The organism is Pedobacter kyonggii (assembly GCF_004310665.1).
In the GTDB taxonomy this organism is placed as follows: Bacteria; Bacteroidota; Bacteroidia; order Sphingobacteriales; family Sphingobacteriaceae; genus Pedobacter; species Pedobacter kyonggii.
Map to the genome: position 1 here is coordinate 1 of NZ_SIXF01000031.1, position 22,281 is coordinate 22,281.

At 37.1% G+C, this 22,281-nt stretch carries 20 protein-coding genes; 12 read left to right on the forward strand and 8 right to left on the reverse strand.

Translation table 11 applies throughout. The features are described 5' to 3' along the window. On the reverse strand, nucleotides 1–335 hold a 335-nt coding region (locus EYS08_RS21240; protein WP_131031994.1), incomplete at its 3' end, for a hypothetical protein. Between the two features lie 301 nt (nucleotides 336–636). Here EYS08_RS21240 and EYS08_RS21245 point away from each other — a divergent pair. Next, on the forward strand, nucleotides 637–1,893 hold the full coding sequence (locus EYS08_RS21245) for an anthranilate synthase component I family protein (protein WP_131031995.1): 1,257 nt from the start codon (nucleotides 637–639) through the stop codon (nucleotides 1,891–1,893). 166 nt (nucleotides 1,894–2,059) lie between these two features. Here the strand turns inward: EYS08_RS21245 and EYS08_RS21250 are convergent, their stop codons facing one another. The 5 genes from EYS08_RS21250 to EYS08_RS21270 form a co-directional block, all read right to left on the reverse strand. Continuing rightward, the gene (locus EYS08_RS21250; protein WP_131031996.1) at nucleotides 2,060–3,052 is read right to left on the reverse strand and encodes an IS4 family transposase; all 993 of its coding nucleotides are present in this window, start codon (nucleotides 3,050–3,052) and stop codon (nucleotides 2,060–2,062) included. A gap of 505 nt (nucleotides 3,053–3,557) precedes the next feature. Further along, the gene (locus tag EYS08_RS21255) at nucleotides 3,558–4,364 is read right to left on the reverse strand and encodes a M48 family metallopeptidase (protein WP_131031997.1); all 807 of its coding nucleotides are present in this window, start codon (nucleotides 4,362–4,364) and stop codon (nucleotides 3,558–3,560) included. A 95-nt stretch (nucleotides 4,365–4,459) separates the two neighbouring features. Beyond that, entirely contained in the window at nucleotides 4,460–5,107 is a 648-nt protein-coding gene (gene plsY / locus EYS08_RS21260) for a glycerol-3-phosphate 1-O-acyltransferase PlsY (RefSeq protein ID WP_131031998.1), read from the reverse strand. Between the two features lie 49 nt (nucleotides 5,108–5,156). After that, entirely contained in the window at nucleotides 5,157–5,999 is an 843-nt protein-coding gene (nadC, locus tag EYS08_RS21265; RefSeq protein ID WP_131031999.1) for a carboxylating nicotinate-nucleotide diphosphorylase, read from the reverse strand. Between the two features lie 160 nt (nucleotides 6,000–6,159). Next, a complete protein-coding gene (locus EYS08_RS21270; RefSeq protein ID WP_131032000.1) occupies nucleotides 6,160–6,558 on the reverse strand; it encodes a DUF4783 domain-containing protein in 399 nt (132 codons plus the stop codon). Between the two features lie 174 nt (nucleotides 6,559–6,732). Here EYS08_RS21270 and gpmI point away from each other — a divergent pair, with 174 nt between their 5' ends. Together gpmI and EYS08_RS21280 are read left to right on the forward strand one after the other, a co-directional pair. Further along, nucleotides 6,733–8,256, forward strand: a complete 1,524-nt coding sequence (gene gpmI / locus EYS08_RS21275; RefSeq protein WP_131032001.1) for a 2,3-bisphosphoglycerate-independent phosphoglycerate mutase — start codon at nucleotides 6,733–6,735, stop codon at nucleotides 8,254–8,256. Then, nucleotides 8,256–8,786, forward strand: a complete 531-nt coding sequence (locus EYS08_RS21280; RefSeq protein WP_131032002.1) for a hypothetical protein — start codon at nucleotides 8,256–8,258, stop codon at nucleotides 8,784–8,786. Before gpmI ends, EYS08_RS21280 begins: the two co-directional genes overlap by 1 nt. 50 nt (nucleotides 8,787–8,836) lie before the next feature. On the opposite strand, the gene EYS08_RS21285 is transcribed toward EYS08_RS21280, so the two are convergent. After that, nucleotides 8,837–9,457 carry a tetratricopeptide repeat protein gene (locus EYS08_RS21285; protein WP_131032003.1) on the reverse strand — a complete coding sequence of 207 codons (621 nt, stop codon included), beginning with the start codon at nucleotides 9,455–9,457 and terminating at the stop codon, nucleotides 8,837–8,839. A gap of 317 nt (nucleotides 9,458–9,774) precedes the next feature. Between EYS08_RS21285 and lon the strand changes: the two genes are divergently transcribed. From lon to EYS08_RS21300, 3 genes are all read left to right on the forward strand, one after another. Then, complete coding sequence (gene lon / locus EYS08_RS21290) at nucleotides 9,775–12,246, forward strand: endopeptidase La (RefSeq protein WP_131032004.1); 2,472 nt, start codon at nucleotides 9,775–9,777, stop codon at nucleotides 12,244–12,246. Between the two features lie 83 nt (nucleotides 12,247–12,329). Then, a complete protein-coding gene (locus EYS08_RS21295) occupies nucleotides 12,330–13,280 on the forward strand; it encodes a lipid A deacylase LpxR family protein (RefSeq protein ID WP_131032005.1) in 951 nt (316 codons plus the stop codon). A gap of 149 nt (nucleotides 13,281–13,429) precedes the next feature. Beyond that, a complete protein-coding gene (locus tag EYS08_RS21300; RefSeq protein ID WP_131032006.1) occupies nucleotides 13,430–13,945 on the forward strand; it encodes a L,D-transpeptidase family protein in 516 nt (171 codons plus the stop codon). A 3-nt stretch (nucleotides 13,946–13,948) separates the two neighbouring features. Here the strand turns inward: EYS08_RS21300 and arfB are convergent, their stop codons facing one another. Continuing rightward, entirely contained in the window at nucleotides 13,949–14,359 is a 411-nt protein-coding gene (gene arfB / locus EYS08_RS21305) for an alternative ribosome rescue aminoacyl-tRNA hydrolase ArfB (RefSeq protein WP_131032007.1), read from the reverse strand. A gap of 138 nt (nucleotides 14,360–14,497) precedes the next feature. Between arfB and cmk the strand changes: the two genes are divergently transcribed. From cmk to rpsA, 6 genes are all read left to right on the forward strand, one after another. Beyond that, nucleotides 14,498–15,178: a (d)CMP kinase gene (gene cmk, locus EYS08_RS21310; RefSeq protein ID WP_131032008.1), complete on the forward strand. Its 681-nt coding sequence runs from the start codon at nucleotides 14,498–14,500 to the stop codon at nucleotides 15,176–15,178. 261 nt (nucleotides 15,179–15,439) lie between these two features. Further along, nucleotides 15,440–16,270 (forward strand): 3-keto-disaccharide hydrolase, encoded by an 831-nt coding sequence (locus EYS08_RS21315; protein WP_131032009.1) that lies wholly within the window; start codon nucleotides 15,440–15,442, stop codon nucleotides 16,268–16,270. Between the two features lie 60 nt (nucleotides 16,271–16,330). Then, nucleotides 16,331–17,836 (forward strand): TPM domain-containing protein, encoded by a 1,506-nt coding sequence (locus tag EYS08_RS21320; RefSeq protein WP_131032010.1) that lies wholly within the window; start codon nucleotides 16,331–16,333, stop codon nucleotides 17,834–17,836. Between the two features lie 19 nt (nucleotides 17,837–17,855). Further along, nucleotides 17,856–18,512: a signal peptidase I gene (gene lepB / locus EYS08_RS21325; protein WP_131032011.1), complete on the forward strand. Its 657-nt coding sequence runs from the start codon at nucleotides 17,856–17,858 to the stop codon at nucleotides 18,510–18,512. Between the two features lie 139 nt (nucleotides 18,513–18,651). Next, a complete protein-coding gene (locus EYS08_RS21330) occupies nucleotides 18,652–19,632 on the forward strand; it encodes an SH3 domain-containing protein (RefSeq protein ID WP_131032012.1) in 981 nt (326 codons plus the stop codon). 500 nt (nucleotides 19,633–20,132) lie between these two features. Next, nucleotides 20,133–22,067: a 30S ribosomal protein S1 gene (rpsA, locus tag EYS08_RS21335; RefSeq protein ID WP_055906480.1), complete on the forward strand. Its 1,935-nt coding sequence runs from the start codon at nucleotides 20,133–20,135 to the stop codon at nucleotides 22,065–22,067. Nucleotides 22,068–22,281: the final 214 nt, after the last annotated feature.

Here is a 22,281-nt window from a genome sequence, read left to right on the forward strand (position 1 = left end):
GGACGTCTGTATCTGTAGCAGAGACCCTGCAGCAGCACATGCTCCAGAAGTGCTTTGGCAAAAGCTACAGATGATGGCCCCAAACGATCAAATACTGCTTGTTTGCTTACAGGGGTTCCGCTAAGCTGGCTAATCTGGAAAGCCCATTGACTGAATGTGTTTTGCATTTGAGAACAGCTTAACACAAAGCCCATAACAAAATCCATCGGAGAAATCTTCTTTGCACTGCGCTGAAGAAAACCACTGCTCCGAGCTATAGTATCAATGGTTGATCCATTAAAAAAAATATCAAATCTTTTCTTTATTTTAGAGTTGAAAAAGAGGCTTGTAGACATTGTCAAATGTGTTTAGAACTACAAGTTGCTTTTTCCATTTTAAATAATAATCACAGACTTTTCAACCTTTGTCAATATCATTAACTTGACGCTAATGCGAACTTTCGGGAGAGAGATCTAAACAGATTTAGCTGCGCTGAGCCTTCGGGTTCTCTGCGTTGCACCCGATAGCTAGCTATCGGGTCCGCTCGAAATGACGATTTATATGAATGAAAGTGCTGTTAGAAAATCAATAAGCCGTTCCAAAAGATAAAAATTAATTTCTTACAATTACCATCTCTATTTTTACCTTTGCCGCAGCTTGAAAACCTCACAAAACATATCCCATTTTAAACAAAAAGCATTGCACTGGGCCAACCAGTTCGAGGTATGTTGTTTTTTAGATTCAAACGATTACAAAGATGCTTATTCAGCTTACGATTTCATTATCGCTGCTGATGCACATCATGAACTAAAATGCACAGCAGGCAATGCTTTTGATCAACTAAAAAGCTTTTATGCTGCACATAAACGGTGGGTTTTTGGCTTCTTCGGCTACGATTTAAAAAACGAAGTAGAAGACCTTCACTCTAATAATTCGGACCATTTAAATTTCCCAGATCTATACTTTTTTGTTCCAAAGCACCTAATTGCCTTCAAAAATGGCAATGCCGAGGTTCTGATTGGTTCTAAATCAATTTTAGCAGAGATCGATTCCTTTCAGCATCAAATAGAAATCCAATCTAAAAAAGTAACGATAACACAACGGTTGTCGAAAGATCAATATGTTCAAAAAGTAGAAACTTTAAGAGATCATATTATTCGTGGCGATATTTATGAAGTTAATTTCTGTCAGGAGTTTTTTGCCGAAAATATAGAAATAGATCCCGTTCAAACTTTCGAGGCGCTAAACCAGGTTTCTCCTACCCCATTTGCTGGCTATTTTAAAGTTCAGGGCAAATATATTTTATCTGCTACACCAGAACGTTTTTTGTGCAAACGTGGATCGAAACTTACCTCGCAACCTATAAAGGGCACTGCAAAAAGAAGTTTAAACCCTTCGGAAGATGAAGCTATAAAATCTCAGCTCAGGAACGATATTAAAGAACAGGCTGAAAACGTAATGATTGTTGATCTGGTACGCCACGACCTCACTAAATCGGCCGTTAAGGGCTCTGTCACTGTTGATGAATTATTTGGCATCTACAGCTTCCCACAAGTACACCAGATGATTTCTACCATTAGCTGTCAATTAAATCCAGAGATTCACTTTATAGATGCAATTAAAAATGCATTTCCAATGGGCTCCATGACAGGTGCACCAAAGGTTAGGGCTATGAAATTGATTGAAGAATACGAAGTAACCAAAAGAGGTATTTATTCTGGTTCATTTGGCTGCATCAGTCCAGATGGTGATTTCGATTTCAATGTGGTTATCCGGAGTATTTTGTACAATGCTGAATCTAGCTATTTATCCTTTCAGGTTGGAGGAGCCATTACCTACCAAAGCAATGCCGTTTTAGAATATGAAGAGTGTTTATTAAAAGCCAGTGCGATTTTGAAGGTGCTGGGTAGTTAATTGGTTCAATTGTCATCGGTTTTTGTATAATATGTCATTCTGAACGCAGTGAAGAATCTTTAAATCAAAACTTTCTAGTCTTAGCATCTCGCTAAGATATAATCAATCTCTTTCTAGTCGTAGCGTCACTTACTAGTCTTAGCGTCTCCAATGCTATTAAGTTAAGCTATTTATATGCCTGGTGCAACCTGCTTTTATTTTGCCGAACTTTAATTCTGGGAAAGCTTCTTGTTGGCTTTACCGCAACTACAGTTTTAGAAATTTGCTCTATTAGCCGTTTAATTATTGTTTTCAGTTTTGATCCCATTACTAACTCAATTAGGCTGTTCCTAACAAATCTGAATGCATTTTGCCAGTTGAAAATATAATCGTATCTTCTTTTATCCATGTTTTTTTCAATCGTGTCCTGTGCGGTAATCCCCAGTAAAGCAACGAGATTCATCATGAAAATATGGGCCTCAAATTCCTGGTTTATGCCTTCTGGCTTACGGCTACCAAACTGCTCGAGTTTCATTTTGGGCTTGAGCTTTTTAAAACCCTCTTCAATCCCCCACCTGAGCGTATAAAGCTGGTTAATATCTGCTAAGCTGATATGCTTAGGCTCAAGTGAGGATATCAATAGTTCGATCTCACCTGTTGTTAGTTTGATTTTCGAAACTCTTACTTTTATGGGTTCGCAATCTTGCCCATGCTCGGCACAGGTCCTTTTTTCCCTTAAACTTGGTTGCCACTCCGTAATAAAATCCTCAGATGGATTATTCATTACCTGTTTGGCAAAGGTAGAATTCGATGAGCTAACCCTGATACAAAAGTCACTTTTCTGTTCGATAAGCCTCTTGAATATATTGAAGTAACCAAATCCCCTGTCTAAGATAAAAATAGCCTTATCGACCGCCAGGTTGTTTAGGCAATCCTTGAAAAGAGTTCTCTCTGAGTTCTTCATCTCGCTTATCCGACTCGCCAATACTGTCTTTGTGTTGATGTCAAAAAGCATAAACAATTGGGCAAGACAACTTTTGGCACCATTTTCATTTTCAGAATAAACGCCAAAGTGTTTTTTTATACCCGGTGATGCAGGCAGCGAGACCGTTGAGCCATCGCCGGCGATCAACTGAAAGCCTTTCCAACGTCTAACATAGTGTCGTTGATGAAAATCCACAAGTTATGCTGTTCAGGTCCTTAAAAAATGAAATTTCGACCTTATAACGAGCCAGTGAGAAAGCTGCCCCAGTAACTGTTTTGACTTTGAATTTGGGCAATAGAGTTGAAATATTGTATTCAACAGATTCCTTGAATAGATTCAAAATTGAGGTAACTAGGATAGGAAAGGTAAGTGAGCGCTTTCTGATGAAAAACTTTGCTTTGGTAATATACTTCTCAGGGGTCGGATTTTTTTGAATAAAATCACATGTTTTTTTTAGGAGAAACGATATGTTTCTCCTTGGAAATATTGTTGGAAATTAAACTCATGTATCTTTTTGATTGTATATAAATATACAAAAAAACTATCTGAAAATCCCAAAACCCTTAACTTAATAGCATTGAAGACGCTAAGACTTAATCAATAACCTTGGACCTTAACTTTTCTAGTTGTAGAGACGCTAAGACCAGATAAAGTGGAAGATCCTGCCTTATGCAAAAACCCTCCACCTTAAACCCTAAGCCTATTTCTTATAATACTGTTGTGCTTCAGGTAAATATTTTTGGATTTGTGCAATACGTGTAGCATCGCTTGGGTGGGTACTTAAAAACTCTGCTGGTTTTTGTGTACCTGCCGATGCAGCAGACATCCTGTTCCAGAAACTGGTGGCATTTTGTGGATTATATCCGGCCATAGCCATAAAAATCAAGCCTAAACGGTCGGCTTCTAATTCTTGATTGCGACTGAATTTTAACATCGCCACTGGTGTACCTACACCATAAAGGGTATTAAAAATAGATTGTGTTTTTGGGTTTTTAGATAATGCCACACCTGCTGCTGCACCAATACCCTGAGCAACCATTTCTTGCGACATCCGTTCGGCTGAATGACCGGCAATGGCGTGGGCAATCTCGTGGCCCATTACGGTGGCTAAACCAGCATCATCTTGTGTTACAGGTAAAATACCAGTATAAACTACAATCTTCCCTCCTGGCATACACCAGGCATTTTTCTCGTTGTTCTGCACCACATTAACTTCCCACTGGTAATCTGCAATTAGGTTACCATAATTATTGCTGTTCATATACGATTTTACAGCCGTAATTAATCTGCTACCAATGGTTTTAACTTTCAAAGCCTGCGCATTCGAGGCTGGTAAAACTGTAGTTTTATTCTCCGTTAAAAAGGTGCTATAAGCCTGGAAAGCCATTGGCAAAACCTGGTCGTTACTCACTAAATCAAATCGACTACGGCCTGTTAAAGGAACGGTAGAACAGGAGTTAAATAATAATACTCCAGCAACGCTTGCTGTTAAAAATAACTTTTTCATAATGCGATTTTAAATGATTAGTAAATACTGATAGGCAAAACCGAAGATTAAACAGTAAGCCTATAAATAAGTTTTAATGAAATGTGTTTTGTTAATTAATTAGTTTTCTTCTTAAACAAATACACTTTAGATTCTTTGCCTTTTAGCAATCTTTCGAGGTTTTTTTGGTGCGTAACTAAGATTAAAATACAAACCACCATGCCATAAAGCACTTCTGATTTGATGGAAACCTGAAACAAAAACACCACACTGAGCGGAAAAGTAAATCCTGCACAAATGGAGCTTAATGAAACATATTTAGTTAACAACAACACAACCACAAAAACCAGAACACAAAGCATAGATGCTTCGAAGTTAACTGCCAAAATCATTCCAAAAAGTGTAGCAACACCTTTTCCACCTCTAAAACCTGCAAAAACAGGAAATAAATGTCCCATTACTGCGGTTACACCCAGTGCAAGTTGATAATTCACAAAAACAACTGAATTTTGTGGGCCGGTTACCGACATGCCAATTAGATAGGCCAGATTAGTTGCGGTATAACCTTTTGCAATATCGATGATCATTACAGCAATTCCGGCTTTTTTGCCCAATACCCTAAAGGTATTGGTTGCGCCAGCGTTGCCACTTCCATACTCCCTTACATCAACCCCATAAAAGGCCTGACCAAGCCATACAGCTGTTGGTATAGATCCAAAAAGGTAGGCAATTAATAACGCGCTGAGAGAATAAACCGTAACCATAGCCTACAATGATACAAAAAATAAGCTTTTAATTTTATAGCAAATCACTTTAGTATGCTTTTAAACTCATGTCCAGGCTTTTCACAGAGTGTGTAAGCGCACCCATAGAAATAAAATTTACTCCGCAAGCAGCATATTCGGCAACATTCTCTTCAGTAATCCCTCCAGAAGCCTCCGTAATGAATTTACCATCGATTAATTTAACCGCAGCTCTTAACTTTTCGAAACTGAAATTATCAAGCATTATCCGGTCTACGCCACCAATAGCCAAAACTTGAGATAACTCTTCCAGGTTCCGCACCTCGATTTCGATCTGAAGTGATTTATTTTGATCTATTAGATATTTTTTAGCGGCTGTAATGGCGTTTGAAATTCCTCCTGCATAATCTACATGATTATCCTTAATTAAGATCATATCATATAAACCGATGCGGTGATTTACACCTCCCCCAATCCTTACTGCCCATTTTTCTAAATAGCGAAGTCCCGGAGTGGTTTTACGGGTATCTAAAATTTTGGTTTTAGTTGTTTTCAATAAAGAAACAATCCTATGGGTTTTAGTTGCAATACCACTCATGCGTTGCATACAGTTTAAAACCAAACGCTCCGCAATTAAAATAGCGTGTGTACTCCCAGAAACGGTTAAGGCAATATCACCTACTTTTACAGCTACACCATCCTGCAACAGTACCTCAACTTTTAAAGTATCATCAACTTCCTTAAAAATCTCAAGAGCCAGTTCAATTCCAGCCAAAATACCATCTTCTTTGATAATCAGTTTTGCTTTTCCCCGCGTTCCAGGTGGAATTGTTGAAAGTGAAGTATGATCACCGTCACCAACATCTTCGGCAAGGGCATTTTTTATGAATTGATGTATAAATTGAGTATCCAAAATGTAGATTTTATGCCGCAAAAATAAGAAATATTTATTAGCAGACAATTTACTTAAGCGTTAAAGTGATTTGTTGACTTCAGAATTTTCTAGCCTTCGCGATTTACGAAGTTGGCACAGGCATAGCGGTGGCAAAACTTCGTAAGTCCTGTCTAGCCAATTAATCTTTTGCCGGTTCGATCCTTAATTCAGTAATCGAAAAGCTGGTATTGAATTTTTTCATCGTGATAGAAACCCTAAAGGTTTCTTTCGCGGTACTTAGAATAATTACACCAAAACGATAGTTTGGATTCGTATTAATTTTATGAAAAATACTTGTTTTTACTGGTGGATGTTTAATAAAAAAATCTCTTAAAATCTGTTCACCCTGTGCTTTTGAGTATACATCTTCTTCATCAACAATAATAAGTTCGATAGTTGAGGCGAAACTTTTAGCAATTTCTTTTGAGTTGCCAGCCTTAAAATACGAGGATAAATCATCAATAATATCTGCCTGAAGAGCTGTAGGGTGATATAATGACGACAAACTAATAATGAGTAAAAATAAGCTCCGGATCATTTCTGTATTTTATACAGAACCCTATAGCTAAAATTATGCCATTAGCGTATCAAAAAAAGGATTTCTTCATTTGTATAAGCTTCAATAAAGTTATATTTGCCATATTAAACAAAACACTAAAACATGTTATACATGAAAATGTTTTAATATGGATCAATAAATTTTACAATAAAAATGGTAAACGATAAAAAACTCGCGCTTATAATTCTAGATGGTTGGGGCTACGGAAAACAAGATAACTCTGATGCTGCATATGCCGCCAACACTCCTTTTTTTGATTCGTTATTACAGAAATACCCAAATTCTAAACTTGAAGCATCAGGTGAAGCTGTAGGTTTGCCCGCCGGACAGATGGGAAACTCTGAAGTTGGGCACATGAACTTAGGCGCGGGTAGGGTAGTTTACCAGGAGCTTGGAAGAATCAACAAATCTATTACAGACAGAGAATTGCACAGCAACCCGGTTTTGTTAAGTGCATTCGATTATGCTAAGCAGAACAATAAAGCGGTTCACTTCATCGGTCTCGTTTCAAACGGCGGCGTACATGCGCATATCGAACATTTAAAAGCTTTATGCGATGCCGCAAATGAAGCAAACGTACCAAACACTTTTGTTCATGCTTTTTTAGATGGCCGCGATACTGATCCAAACTCTGGCTTGGGCTTTATTGCTGACCTGGAAAACCATATCCAAAACACCAATGCTAAATTGGCTACCATGATTGGCCGTTATTATGCAATGGACCGCGATAACCGTTGGGAGCGTGTTAAACAAGCTTACGATGTAATGGTAAATGGCATTGGCGAAAAAACCCAGGATGCTTTAGCAGCAATCAAAAAATCGTATGCCGATGGCGTAACTGATGAGTTTTTAAAACCAATCGTTTTAACGCAGGATAATGGTGCACCAGTTGCTACGATTCAAAATGATGATGTAGTAATCTGTTTTAATTTCCGTACCGATAGAGGTCGTGAAATTACCACTGCATTAACGCAAAAAGATTTCCCGGAACAGCAGATGCATAAACTGCCATTGTATTATGTTACCATGACTACCTACGATGAGAGTTTTGCAAAGGTAAATGTAATTTTCACCAAAGATGATTTAACCCAAACCATTGGCGAAGTACTGGCCTATAACAATAAAAATCAGATCCGCATTGCAGAAACTGAAAAATACCCACACGTAACCTTCTTCTTTTCAGGCGGACGGGAAGCTGAATTTAAAAACGAAAAACGTCTTTTAATTCCTTCACCCAAAGTAGCCACCTACGATCTTCAACCGGAAATGAGTGCCGCAGGGATTACAGATGCCATTACCAAAGAAATGGAAACCGGATGGGCTGATTTTATTTGCTTAAACTTTGCCAATCCAGATATGGTTGGCCACACAGGCGTTTTTGAGGCTGTGGTAAAAGCAGTGGAAACTGCAGACAAATGCGCAGAAACGGTGGTTAATAAAGGTTTGGAGCATGGTTATTCGTTTATTCTTTTGGCCGATCATGGAAACTCTGAATTTATGGTGAATGGTGATGGGTCTGCCAATACTGCGCATACCACCAACTTGGTTCCTTGTATTTTAATTGATAAGGATTATAAAACCATTGCTGATGGTAAATTAGGCGACATTGCCCCTACTATTCTGAAAATATTAGGTGTGGCTATTCCAGCAGAAATGACAGGAAATGTTTTAGTATAATGGTTAAAAAACTTTATATCCTGGTATTTGCTTTGGCATTGTTTTCCTGCAATCAGCGAAAAGAAGCTGAAGCAAATACCGATTTATTATATTTTGATATAAAAGGATATTTTGGAAAAGAAATTTCCCGCTTACAAAGACTAACCCCCATTGTAAATAAAACCGTTAATGTAAATGGCGCAGCTGAAAGCAAAACAACTAAAATTGCCGATTGGAAAAAAGAATTAGCCATTTTCGTTAACGCCGACATCAATAAAACATCATGGAAAGGAAGTTTTAAAACAAAAGAAAAAGATGGAGTAGATATTTATACTTCCGATAATAAAAAAATCCCTATTAAGAAGGTTTCTATAACCTGGAACGGCCAGAAAGCAGGTAAAATAGAGATCATTATCAATAATAAAAATATCTTATACCAATCTCAGGATACTTTAACCTACTGTCCGGATAGCCTTTACACGATCAAAAAGCAACAGAAAATTAGATTGTTAAAGGAAAAGATGTATTCAGTTATTGGAAAGCTAAAATAAAAAATGGGACTCGAAAATATTCAAGTCCCATTTTCTTTAAAGGTTGTATTTTATTTAAGACTTGCTATCTGTGCCTTATCGTAGGTTACCCAATCAATAATATCTTTTCTTAATGGTTGCAAGGTTAATACCTTCTGAAAATCAACTATTGAGTTATTGAACAAAGCAATACAAGCTGCTTTTTCTTCCTTTTTCTTTGCTTTAAAAGACTTGAAAATTGCATAATCTTTGTAAGCTAAGCCACGGTTCTGAAACATCTGGGCATCTTCATCACCATTAATTTCAATGGCTTTTGTAAAATCTTTGAGAGATGCCAAATAAAAGTTCTCGCGCATGGTATTTAACGATTCTTTAGGATCGTTAGCGATTTTTAACCTTGCTATCCCACGGTAATAATATGCAGAAACTTCAGACGGCTTGATGGTTAATAAACGGCTATAAGTAGCAATACATTTTTCGTATTCGCGGTTTTGAAAATAAGAATATCCAAGCATCTGGAGCACGGTTGCATTATCAGGAGTTTTGGCATCAGCTTTTTCTAATTGTATCGCGGCAGTTTTAAAATCACCTTTCATCATAGCCTGCATGCTTCTTTCGTAATTGCTTTGTGCGAAACTACTAGTTGATGTAAAAATAATTAATCCTAAAATCGCCTTCTTAAAATAGTTCATGTATGAGTAATAAGTTTAACAAATCTAACGCCTAACCAAATTTATAGGAGAAATTTTTTGCAATATAATCCTATTCTGATAATTTAAAAGTTTTTAATTTTCTTTCATTCAAAACTGAATGTCCTAAACATTAGCTTAAACGCTAAAATATGGGTTATATGATATTGGCGAAAACATTTATATTACTCTGCCTTTTTAACATAAGATTAATATTATTTTCACTTTGGCACAAGAGTTGAATTTATTAACTTAATACCAAAATTAAACAAAGTGAATACGATTAAACTGCCAGTTTGTCGTTAGCGGAAAATGTGATAATGAGTAAACAAGATATATTTGATTTCCATACAGCAATGCCAATCATAAATGAGGATACCGAATTTTTTCCCTTAATGTCTCAACAAGACGAAGAGGAAATGAACAATGAGGAAACGCCCGAAACGTTGGCCATATTGCCTTTGCGAAACACAGTTTTATTTCCAGGAGTAGTTATTCCTATTACAGTTGGAAGAGATAAATCAATTAAGTTAATTAAGGAAGCTTACAAAGGAAATAAGATCATTGGGGTTGTTTCTCAAAAAGACGTTTCCATTGAAGACCCTACGTTTGAGCAACTTAACACGGTTGGCACGGTTGCGAACATCATTAAGTTGCTGCAGATGCCTGATGGAAATACCACTGTAATTATCCAGGGCAAACAACGTTTCAGCTTAATTGAAGAGGTGCAGAACGAACCTTATATTAAAGCAGTTGTTAAAAAATTCGAAGAACAAAAGCACAAAGCAGATAAAGAGTTTAAAACATTAATCGCTTCTATCCGCGAAATGTCTGCTCAGATCATCCAGCTTTCACCAAATATCCCAAGCGAAGCGAGCATTGCACTTAAAAACATCGAGAGCAATTCATTTTTGATCAATTTCATTTCATCAAATATGAATGCCGAAATGGCCGATAAGCAAAAAATCCTTGAAATGGATAAATTGCAGGAAAGAGCGCAAAAGGTAATGGAACTTTTAATGGTCGAATTGCAGATGCTGGAGCTGAGAAATCAGATCCAATCGAAAGTACGTACCGATTTAGATAAACAACAACGTGATTATTTTTTAAATCAACAGCTAAAAACCATTCAGGAAGAGTTGGGAGGCAGCTCTGCCGATTTAGAATTTGATGCTTTACAAGAAAAAGCTAAAAAGAAAAAATGGGCAAAAGCAGTTGCAGAACATTTTGATAAAGAGCTGGATAAATTAGGCAGAATGAACCCTGCTGCGCCAGATTACTCTGTTCAGTTAAATTATTTGGAACTTCTTTTAGATTTACCCTGGAGCGAGTTTACGAAAGATAATTTCGACCTAAAAAGAGCACAGCGTATCTTAGATAAAGATCACTTTGGTTTAGAAAAAGTTAAGCAGCGTATTATAGAATACTTAGCCGTTTTAAAATTAAAGCGTAATATGAAAGCGCCAATTTTATGTTTGGTTGGCCCTCCGGGAGTTGGTAAAACATCTTTAGGGAAATCGATTGCAAAAGCATTAGGCCGTAAGTATGTACGTATGGCTTTAGGCGGTATCCGCGATGAAGCAGAAATCCGTGGCCACCGTAAAACTTACATAGGTGCAATGCCAGGTCGTATCATTTCGTCTATTAAAAAAGCGGGCGCAGATAATCCTGTTTTTGTTTTGGATGAGATTGATAAAGTAGGAACCGACCACCGAGGCGATCCATCATCAGCCTTGCTTGAAGTATTAGATCCTGAACAAAACAGCGCCTTCTATGATCATTATGTAGAAATGGATTACGATTTATCCAACATCCTATTTATTGCAACAGCAAACTCTTTAAGCACCATACAACCTGCGTTGTTAGATCGTATGGAAATTATTGAAGTAAACGGATATACGATTGAAGAGAAAATAGAAATCGCTAAAAAATACCTGCTGCCTAAACAGAAAGAAAACCATGGTTTACAAACCAAGGATATTAACTTAAAAACTCCACTGATCGAAAAAGTAATTGAAGATTATACCAGAGAATCAGGTGTACGTGGTTTGGAGAAAAAAATAGGCTCTTTGGTACGTGGCGTGGCTACAAAAATTGCGATGGAAGAAACCTACGATCCAAATTTAAGCAATGATGATGTAGAGCGCATTTTAGGTGCCCCAATTTACGATAAAGACTTATACGAAGGCAATGAAGTGGCTGGAGTGGTAACAGGTTTAGCCTGGACAAGCGTAGGAGGCGATATTTTATTCATCGAATCGAGTTTAAGCCCAGGAAAAGGAAAATTAACCTTAACGGGTAACCTTGGCGATGTAATGAAAGAATCGGCGGTTATCGCGCTAGCATATTTACGCGCCCACGCAGCCGAATTTGATATAGACTACAGTTTATTTGACAACTGGGATGTTCACGTTCACGTGCCTGCAGGCGCTACGCCAAAAGACGGACCTTCGGCTGGGGTAACGATGCTTACCGCCCTAACATCGGCATTTACACAACGTAAGGTAAAACAGCATTTAGCAATGACTGGTGAGATTACTTTACGCGGAAAAGTACTTCCGGTTGGTGGTATTAAAGAAAAGATCCTAGCAGCAAAAAGGGCAAACATTAAAGAAATTATCCTTTGCAAAAGCAACCGTAAGGATATTTTAGAGATTAAAGAGAGTTACATCAAGGATTTAAAATTCCATTATGTAACCGAAATGAGTGAAGTAATTGAGTTGGCTTTAACCAAAAACAAGGTTAAAAAACCTTTAGATTTAAGCGTTAAAATTGCGCCGATTGTAAACTAATTGCCAATTCTTTTAGATTAACAATCAAAAATCCAATTACAATAAATACTTTTATAGCCTAGGTAAATTGCCTGGGCTTTTTTATGAGATCATTTTTATTCACCATAGTTTTTTGTTTGGGTGTTTCAACCAGTTTTGCTCAATCTTTTAAAACCGAATTCGGTTTTAAAACTGAAAACGATGCTTATTTGGCCACGTTAAACGATCGATATTATACCAACGGATTATTTATCTACTTCCGCCATGCCATCAACACCGAAAAACTATCAGATAGAATAGAGAAAAAGACCTATGAAATTTCTGCCGGACAGAAAATGTATACGCCTTATTGGGGCCAAGTTCCTAACAGAGAAGACCAGGACAGGCCTTTTGCAGGTTATCTTTATGCTGGTGGTGCATATTCAGTTTTTTATAAAAATGAGAGCGTTTTAAAAACCAGTGTAGAATTGGGAACGGTTGGTCCTAATTCGCTTGCTCAAACAGCACAACGTTTCCTACATAAAACCGTAGGTTTTTATACCCCTGCAGGGTGGGATTACCAGATTAAAAATGAACTGGCCCTAAACCTCGCTACAAATTATAGCAAGTTACTTTTTAGGCCAGAAGATCCCATTGTGGATATCAGTGCCCATGGTTATGCCAACTTAGGAACAACTTTTTCGGGTTTGGGTGCATCAGTGCTTTTTAGGGTCGGTAAACTAAATCAATTGTTCAACAGTGCTTATCACAACGCGGTGATCGGAAACTCGAAAACAAAAAGCTTAAACAGTTCGGAATTTTTCTTTTATGTAAAACCACAGCTAAACTTTGTTGCCTACGATGCCACCATACAGGGAAGTCTTTTTAATGATAACAGTCCATTAACTTTTGGTGTAAAACCGATTGTTTTTGAACAACAGTTTGGTGTAAATTATAGTTCAAAACGATTTACTGCCGATTTCAATATCATTTTTAAAACCAAAGAGGTTAAAAGTGTGGCTAAAGCACAGAATTATGGCGGTTTGAGTTTGTATTATAGGTTTGGAAAAAGTTAGGTAATTATTTAATCTGTTAATTCTTGAACGCTGTAAAGTTGCAATGTTCATTTTTATAGTATTCCTTAAGTGGTGTCGGATATTCCTATCTGACACTATTAATCTTTAAAATAAGGCATCTATATTTCTATTGTACATAACAAAAGAATATGAAAAAAGTAATCCTTTTTACCATTTTGCTGTTGGTAATAGCTGCTAGTATTTACAATTTGTATCCCGAACAAAAACTTCCATCAAATACCGAAATCGATTATATCATTGTTAAAAAGTCAAATAGACAATTACTGGCTTATTCAAAGCAGAAATTGATTAAAACTTATCAGATTTCCTTAGGCGATAGCCCAGTTGGACATAAGGAATTCGAAGGTGATGAGAAAACACCTGAGGGAGTTTACGTCGTCAATGCCAAAAATCCAAATAGTGGTTACCATAAAAACCTTGGAGTGTCTTATCCAAATAAAAAAGATATTGCAAAGGCAAAACTACTTAGTAAAGATCCAGGTGGTGATATTAAAATACATGGGATCAGGAACAATTTAGGATTTATCGGTAAGTTTCAACGATTTTTCGATTGGACAAATGGCTGTATGGCACTAACTAATAACGAAGTAGACGAATTGTTTTATGCTGTAAATATTGGAACTAAAATAGAAATCAGGCCGTAGGCTTTAATCAATTGATGGTCTTTTGCGACTCTCCTTTTTATCGGCATTTACGGCCTTATTCTTTAATCTTTTTTGAATAACTGCTTTAGGGATTTTAGTTGCTTTTCGCTTTTTCTGAATGTGTAACAATCGCTTTAACAATTCAATCAACTTGGCAACTGTTTTCTCTTTGTTGAGTAGCTGGCTCCTATCCTCTTGCGAAACAATATGTAACAGTCCTTCAGCATCTAGTCGATTTTCCAGTTTTTCTTTTAAGCGTGTCTTTTCGTCTTCGTCTAAATAAAAAGCTGTTTCCAGGTCGAAAATTAATTCTACCTTACTCGAAACTTTATTTACATTTTGCCCACCCTTACCCCCACTTCTGGAAGTTTTGAAAGTAACAGACCGTAAAATTTCTTCTCTTGTAGGTAACATGCCGCTAAAGTAATAATTTGGAATTTAATAAAAAACACATTCAATAAATCAAAGCTTTAGCATTATCTTGTTTAGAGTTTATCTTTATATTCTCAAAAAATTCAGCATTCTGTTTCTATTTTTTACCTTTGCGCTACAATGAAGAAAAACCTGGTAATAGCAATAGATGGCTATTCATCTTGCGGAAAAAGTACTTTAGCAAAAGCACTGGCTAAAAAATTAGGTTTCATTTATGTAGACAGCGGAGCGATGTACCGTGCCGTTACATTATACTTCTTAAGAAATAACATCGATATTACTGATGATGCTAAAGTTGTTGATGCTTTACAGCATATCGAACTGAATTTCCACTCCCGTGATTACGAGTCCCATATTACCCTTAATGGTGAAGAGGTTTCTGATGAAATCCGCTTAATGCCGGTTTCTGAAAATGTAAGCGAGGTTTCGGCACATAAAATTGTGCGGCATGAAATGGTAAAGCAGCAGCAGCGCATGGGTAAATCGAAAAACATCGTCATGGATGGCCGTGATATTGGCACTACCGTTTTCCCTGATGCCCCTGTGAAATTTTTTATGACGGCCGATCCGAAAATCAGGGCTGAACGTAGATTTAAGGAACTGGAGAGCAAAGGCAATAACGAAACTACTCTGGAAGAGGTTTTTGAAAACCTTGCCCATCGCGATTATGCCGATACCACCCGTAAGGAAAGTCCGTTGGTTAGGGCTGATGATGCCATTATTTTAGATAATACCGATCTTACACAGGAAGAACAATTAGATTTTGCATTGGAAAGAGTGCAACCGTTTTTGGTTCATTAGTCCATCGGTTCACTAGTCATTAGTCAATGGTTTAGTAGTTGATGGTAATGGCTTTATTCGTCAATTGCGAGGCACGAAGCAATCTTAAAACGAAAGCTTGGTTAATTGCTAAACTGATTAACTGGCTCCAGACCTTGAGCCATTAGACTATCAACCATGAACTATCCGACTATTACCCATAGACTTCGGACTCCCGACTTCCCTACCGTTTCCTGAGACAGAAAAAATTTTATATTTTTAGCACCCAACCCAAATGTTACTATGAAATTAAAATCAATTTATCTTGCGGTATTATTTTTATCGCTTACTATCCTCAACGCAAATGCCCAGAAAGGCTGGATCAATCTCTTTAATGGAAAAGATTTAAAAGATTGGAACATTAAAATCGCCAAACACGACTACAAAGAAAATTATGCCAATACTTTTCGCGTAGAAAATGGAGTAATGAAGGTGAGTTATGATGGATACAAAGAATTTGACCAACAATACGGACATATTTTCTACAAAAAATCTTTTTCGGCCTATCTTTTAAAAGTAACCTACCGTTTTGTTGGCGATCAGGCTAAAGGTGGTGAAGGCTGGGCAACCAGAAATAGTGGCGCCATGCTACATTGTCAGGATCCGGCAACGATGTTGAAAGATCAGGATTTCCCGATTTCCGTTGAGGCTCAAATTCTGGGTGGGGATGGTCAACACGAACGCCATACCAGTAATGTATGCACTCCTGGAACATTAATTGATTATAATGGAAAACTATTTACCGGACACTGCTTAGATTCAAAATCGAAAACCTATGCAGGCGACCAATGGGTAACGGCAGAGTTTTTAGTATTGGGCGATTCGGTTATCAAACACATTATAGCTGGTGAAGTAGTGTTAGAATATACTAAGCCTCAAATTGGTGGTGGCAATGTTTCTAATTTCGACCCGAAAGTTAAAATAGATGGAAAGGCTTTAACTTCTGGTTACATTTCATTACAGAGCGAAAGCCACCCGATAGAATTTAAAACCGTGCAACTTTACGATTTGGAAGCATATATGAAAGATAAAGCAAAACTGGATAAGGTATTGGCTAAAATATTAAAAGATTAAACCATATTGCTACCTAGTTGTTAGATCATGATGTAAAAACCTAGTACCTAAATTTATACGATGCTCAATACCCGGTTGTTTAAACCCATTGCCCTCCTATTCTTTCTTTTGGTTGCCAACATTACTTTTGGGCAAACTGCTTACAAAGTAAAAGATATACCAGACCCCAAAAACAATGGTGGAGGTTATGTAAGTGATCCTGACGGTATTTTGGAGAGCGGTGCGGTTTCGGATTTAAATAACACCATTGCCCAGTTTGAGCATGAAACCAATGTTCAGGTAGCAGTGGTGATTGTTAACGATTTCGATCATGATAAAGAAGATTTCCATTTTGCATTTGAGCTTTTTAACACCTGGGGAATTGGTTCAAAAACCAGCAATAATGGCTTATTGCTATTTATTTCAAAAGATCGGCGAAAGTACCGGTTCATTACCGGAACAGGAATTGAAGGTGTATTGCCAGATGTAAAGCTTAAACATATTGCCGAGCAAAACCTCTTACCTGCTTTCAGGCAAAATGATTTTAGTACTGGGATAACGAATACCATTAATGCCATTGGTGTAATTATTTTAAACCCTGAACATAAATCAGAGCTCAATCAGTTTTTCACCCAACATGAAAGCAACAGTTCACTCGAAAACTTTTGGCTTCCTACGGGAATTATTCTACTGGTATTTTGGGGGGTGTTCAAAATTGTGAACAGGCAAGCCAAAAATCGTTTAAATCCAAAAGGCTTTGACAAGAACAAAAGTAGTTATGATGCTACTATAGCCAAAGGATGTGGGGTGGCTTTCTTTATTGTATTTGTTTCTATTTTTATTTTCGTTTTTACTGGTGCTTTTGAGCTGTTCGAAAAGATAAAATTAGCACATATCCCTTACATTCTTTTTACCATACTGGCCCTGTTGCTTTTCTTTCGTTACCTTTTCTATTTGTCGGCATTAAGAAAAGCACACCAGGACGACAAAAACTTCTTTGATGCCGTTGTGGCTTTCCACAAAAAGAACTGGTGGCTAGTTCTTTTCTCTCCGATAATTTTAATTGCAATTATACTCCACCTCATCAAGCGCGTTAAAACGATTGATCGTTTCAAGCCAGTTTTGGATAGTAAAAACAACCCGATGATCCGAGTAGATCGCGATATCAATATAGAAGGAAAACCATTTTTAACTGCAGGGCAACGTAAAGAGGAAGTTGTTTTAGCTTATGATTATGATATCTGGGAAAGCACAGACCATAAAGAACATATTATTAAGGCATGGCCTGCGGAAAAATACAACAGTTATACCGAATGCCCCGAATGCGCTTTTAGGACATACAAACTGAATGAACGCGTTACAGTTAAACAAGCCACATATAGTCACGAAGGGCAAGCAAAGCTGATAAACGAATGTAGCTTTTGTAAAAAAACAGAATTTATAAAGTGGATCACATTGGCCATGCTGGTTGAATCTAGTTCGTCATCAAGTTCCTCTTCATCGAGCAGTAGCTCATCTTCTTCATCATCAAGCAGTAGCTGGGGCGGTGGCAGTAGCAGCGGTGGTGGTAGTGGCGGAAGCTGGTAATTGATTAAAAATATATAGTATGAAAAAGATCATCTTCATTTTTGCAGGATTTTTCATCCTCCTTATATGCTTGTGGATTAGCATCAGGTTTTTGGGAATTTTCAATACCTACAAGAATGTTTCCGCTGCAAACGAACCCAATATTGCCGTTGATCAGATTGTAATGGCATCCAATTTAAAAGAAGCCAAAAGAGGTGACCTTATTGTGGTAAAAACGAGCGGTGAGCGTTCCATTTACAGACTTTGTGCACTAGCTGGAGATAAAATTGAAGTAAAAATGGGAGAAGTATATTTAAACGGCAAGTTGATGGTCCAAAATTACAACACCAAACACAGCTATAATTTCAGTAATGAAATATATAACGACTTAGTTGGTTCAGGCAAAATAAAGGCTGAAGAAACTATGTATGCTATTGGGGAAAAAATACATATGGAGATTATTGATACTCAGGCTAAAAAAGCTGGCATCTACCAATATAAAGAAGTAAAAATGCCTGTATATCGCGATGAGCAAATTGAGCAACAATGGTCAAATAAGTGGAATGTGGATAATTTCGGTCCTGCCTTAGTTCCAAAAGACAGTTTTTTTGTACTTGGAGACAATAGAAACAACGCCCGAGACTCTAGATATATTGGTTTTATCAAAAAAAGTGAGCTACTGGGCGTAATACTATAAATGGAGGCGGTTGATGTCTTTTTTCAATCTTATCCCCACCTATTAAAAGTATTTTCTAATTTTGAAACACTTAGCACGGTGTTTGCTTATAGCGTGTTTGCAATTACCTATTAAAACTGTTTCGCAGAATCCTATACTTATGACTAGAATTTTCTTCCTCATCATCGCTCTTTTTATTTTCACTAACGATTTAAGTGCACAAGAAACTTATAGGGTTAAGGCCGACAGGTTGCGCGTAAGAGAAAGCGGCGATCCGAAAAGTAAGGTTATTGGAAATATTGCTCAAAATGAAAACATTACGGTTTTAGATGCCAACAATGCCAAGTTTTACAAAGTAAAGTTTAAAAACCGCGAAGGTTGGGTAAGCAAAGATTTCATCGAAAAAATTGCTTCTGCCGCTAAACCAGCTACTCCTCAGGCAAATACTGCACAACCCAGCGCCACCCCACAAACGGCAGCAAGCACCGACATGTATCGTGTAACTGTAGACGATTTGCGGGTTAGGCAACAAGCTGACCCAAAAAGTAAAATTGTGGGATACCTTCCTAAAGATGAAAATGTTGCTGTGATCGATTCATCAAATACAAGCTTCTATAAAATTAAGGTTACCAATGGTGAAGGATGGGTAAGTAAAGAATTTTTGGTAAGGATTTCTCCTGTAAAAGCTGCAGCCGAAAAAACAAGCATTGCCGCATCAGTACCTCAGGAAAACAAAGATTATACGAACATCATCTTTTTTACGGTTGTGGCCTTAATACTGATTACCATATTATACTTTTCGATCAAATACGCCAGTGGCAATAAATTTTTGATCGGTTTTTCGGTCATTGTAATTCTGGTAACCGGGTATTTCTGCTATATTACTTTTATACAGGCAAAAGTGGTAACAGGCACCTTTGCAAGCAACGAAGATATACAGTACAAAACCTTCAATTTTAAATCGAAAGATTCGGTAACTGTTACTGATGCCTATATAGATTCTGTTTTCACCTCGAAATACGTTATTGAGGGCGACATGATCAAACTTTACGATCAGCAGAACACGATTATGTTGTTAATCAGAGATGATCAAACATTAATTGGCGAAGGTTTTACAAGAGGGACTTTTACTAAAAGATAGAAGTTTATCATTTTAGAACTCTTTATTTTTATTCGTCATTCTGAACTTGTTTCAGAATCTTTTTAAAAGGTAAAAAATTGTCCTTCGACAGGCTCAGGATGACAATATTTTTTAACTTTTAACTTATAAATCGTTCCGTAGGAACGTTTGATAGGTATTTGTGCACAGCCCTTGTTTTTAAACTTGATAGAGCGGAATAGCCCGCAACGTAGTGAGGACTATAAGCGATAGCGGGACTGCTGTTCCAGAAGCATTACTGAACGCTCATTTTCAAATTATTAGGAATAACAAAGCGATTAAATTCTAAAATAAAACAGCTACATTTTAGAAAAACATATGGTAAATTGAAATAACCACCCCTCCTTTCAGGCACCCCTCCGAGGGAGGGGAATTATAAAGAGCTAAAAATCAGCAAGATTTATTAAAAAAATCTTTTCTATAATTAAAAAAAGTTTTACCTTTGCAGTCCCTAAATAGGGGAAAAAGGAGATAATTAATTAATGGCTAAAAAACAAGTAGCAGAAAAAGAATTAGCAGCTAAAACAGCTGAACTTCAGGGAGAAGGCGGACGCCTAACTGAAAAAGAAACTATTGAATCAGAAGCTGATTCAGTTTCGATCGAATCGATCAAATCATCATTGGCTACACCATCGGAAGATTTCGATTGGGATGCAGATGAAAAAGTTTTCGGTAATTACAATGATGCAGACCGTAAAAAGTTTGAAGATATGTATGCTGGAACATTCAATCAGATCACTAAAGGTGAAATCATCAGCGGTATCGTTGTTTCAATTAACAACAAAGACGTAGTATTAAACGTAGGTTTCAAATCAGACGGTTTAGTTTCTACTTCCGAATTCCGTGATACACCAGATCTTAAAATCGGCGATTCAGTTGACGTTTTCGTTGAAGCACCAGAAGATGCTAACGGTCAATTGATCCTTTCTCGCAAAAGAGCAAAAACCCAAAGATCATGGGAAGCAATTAACGAGGCTCTTGAAAATGATAGAATCATCAACGGTTTCGTTAAGAGCCGTACTAAAGGTGGTTTAATTGTTGATATCATGGGTGTTGAAGCTTTCTTACCAGGGTCTCAAATTGATATTAAACCTATCCGCGATTACGATGTATACGTGGGTAAAACAATGGAATTCAAAGTTGTTAAAATTAACCATGAGTTTAAAAACGTAGTCGTTTCTCATAAAGTGTTAATTGAAGATGATTTAGAAAGCCAAAAAGTAGAGATCGTTTCTAAATTAGAAAAAGGTCAGGTATTGGAAGGTACTGTTAAAAACATTACTGATTTCGGTGTGTTCATCGATTTAGGTGGTGTTGATGGTTTACTTCACATTACTGATATTTCTTGGGGCCGCATAGAGCATCCAAAAGAAGTATTATCATTAGATGAAAAAATCAACGTGGTTGTTTTAGATTTCGATGATGAGAAAAAACGTATCGCTTTAGGCTTAAAACAATTAACTCCACACCCTTGGGAGAACTTAAGCACCGACATTCAGGTTGGTTCTAAAGTAAAAGGAAAAATCGTAACTGTTGCAGATTACGGTGCTTTCTTAGAAATCATCCCAGGTGTTGAAGGTTTAATCCACGTTTCTGAAATGAGCTGGTCACAAAACTTAAGAAATCCACAAGAATTCTTAAAAGTTGGTGATGAGATCGAAGCTGAAGTTTTAACTTTAGACAGAGACGAGCGCAAAATGAGCTTAGGTATTAAACAATTATCTAACGATCCATGGCAAGAAGTTGCTGCTAAATTCCCTGTTGGAAGCAAGCATAAAGCAACTGTTAAAAACATGACTAACTTCGGTGTTTTTGTTGAAATCGAAGAAGGTATTGATGGTTTAATCCACATCTCTGATTTATCATGGTCTAAAAAAGTAAACCACCCTAACGAATTCACTAAAGTTGGTGATGTATTAGACGTTGTTGTTTTAGAACTTGATGTTGATAACCGTAAATTAAGCTTAGGTCACAAACAATTAGAAGAAAACCCTTGGGATACTTTTGAAACGATCTTCACTTTAGATTCGGTTCACCAAGGTACTGTTGTTAAAGTAACTGATAAAGGTGCTGTTATTGCTTTACCATATGGTGTAGAAGGTTTCGTACCAACTAAACACATGGTTAAAGAAGATGGTACTTCAGTAAAAGCAGAAGAAACTAACGACTTCAAAATCATCGAGTTTAACAAAGAAGCTAAACGCATCGTTGTTTCTCACGCTCGTATTTGGGAAGAAGTTAAAGCTGAAGCTGTAGCAGAAGAAAGAAATGCTAAGAAAAAAGAAGCTAAAGCTGCTGTAACTGCTGTTAAAAAAGTTAAAGATTCTGTAGAGAAATCTACTTTGGGAGACTTAGACGTATTGGCTCAATTGAAATCGCAATTAGAAGGCGAAGAAAGCAAAGCTAAAAAAGGCTAGTTCTTTTTAACTGAACATATTAATCCCGATAGCGAAAGTTATCGGGATTTTTTTGTCTAAAAATCCGCGAAGACACAAACAAATTTTTACCATATAAGGAATGTAAGAACATTTAAGAAAAACGACATGAGCTTATATTTCCTAAAATGTCTTATATGGCCCATAATTTGAAAACGCGGGTAACCGCTCATCGGTAATTCTTGCCCCGCTGTTC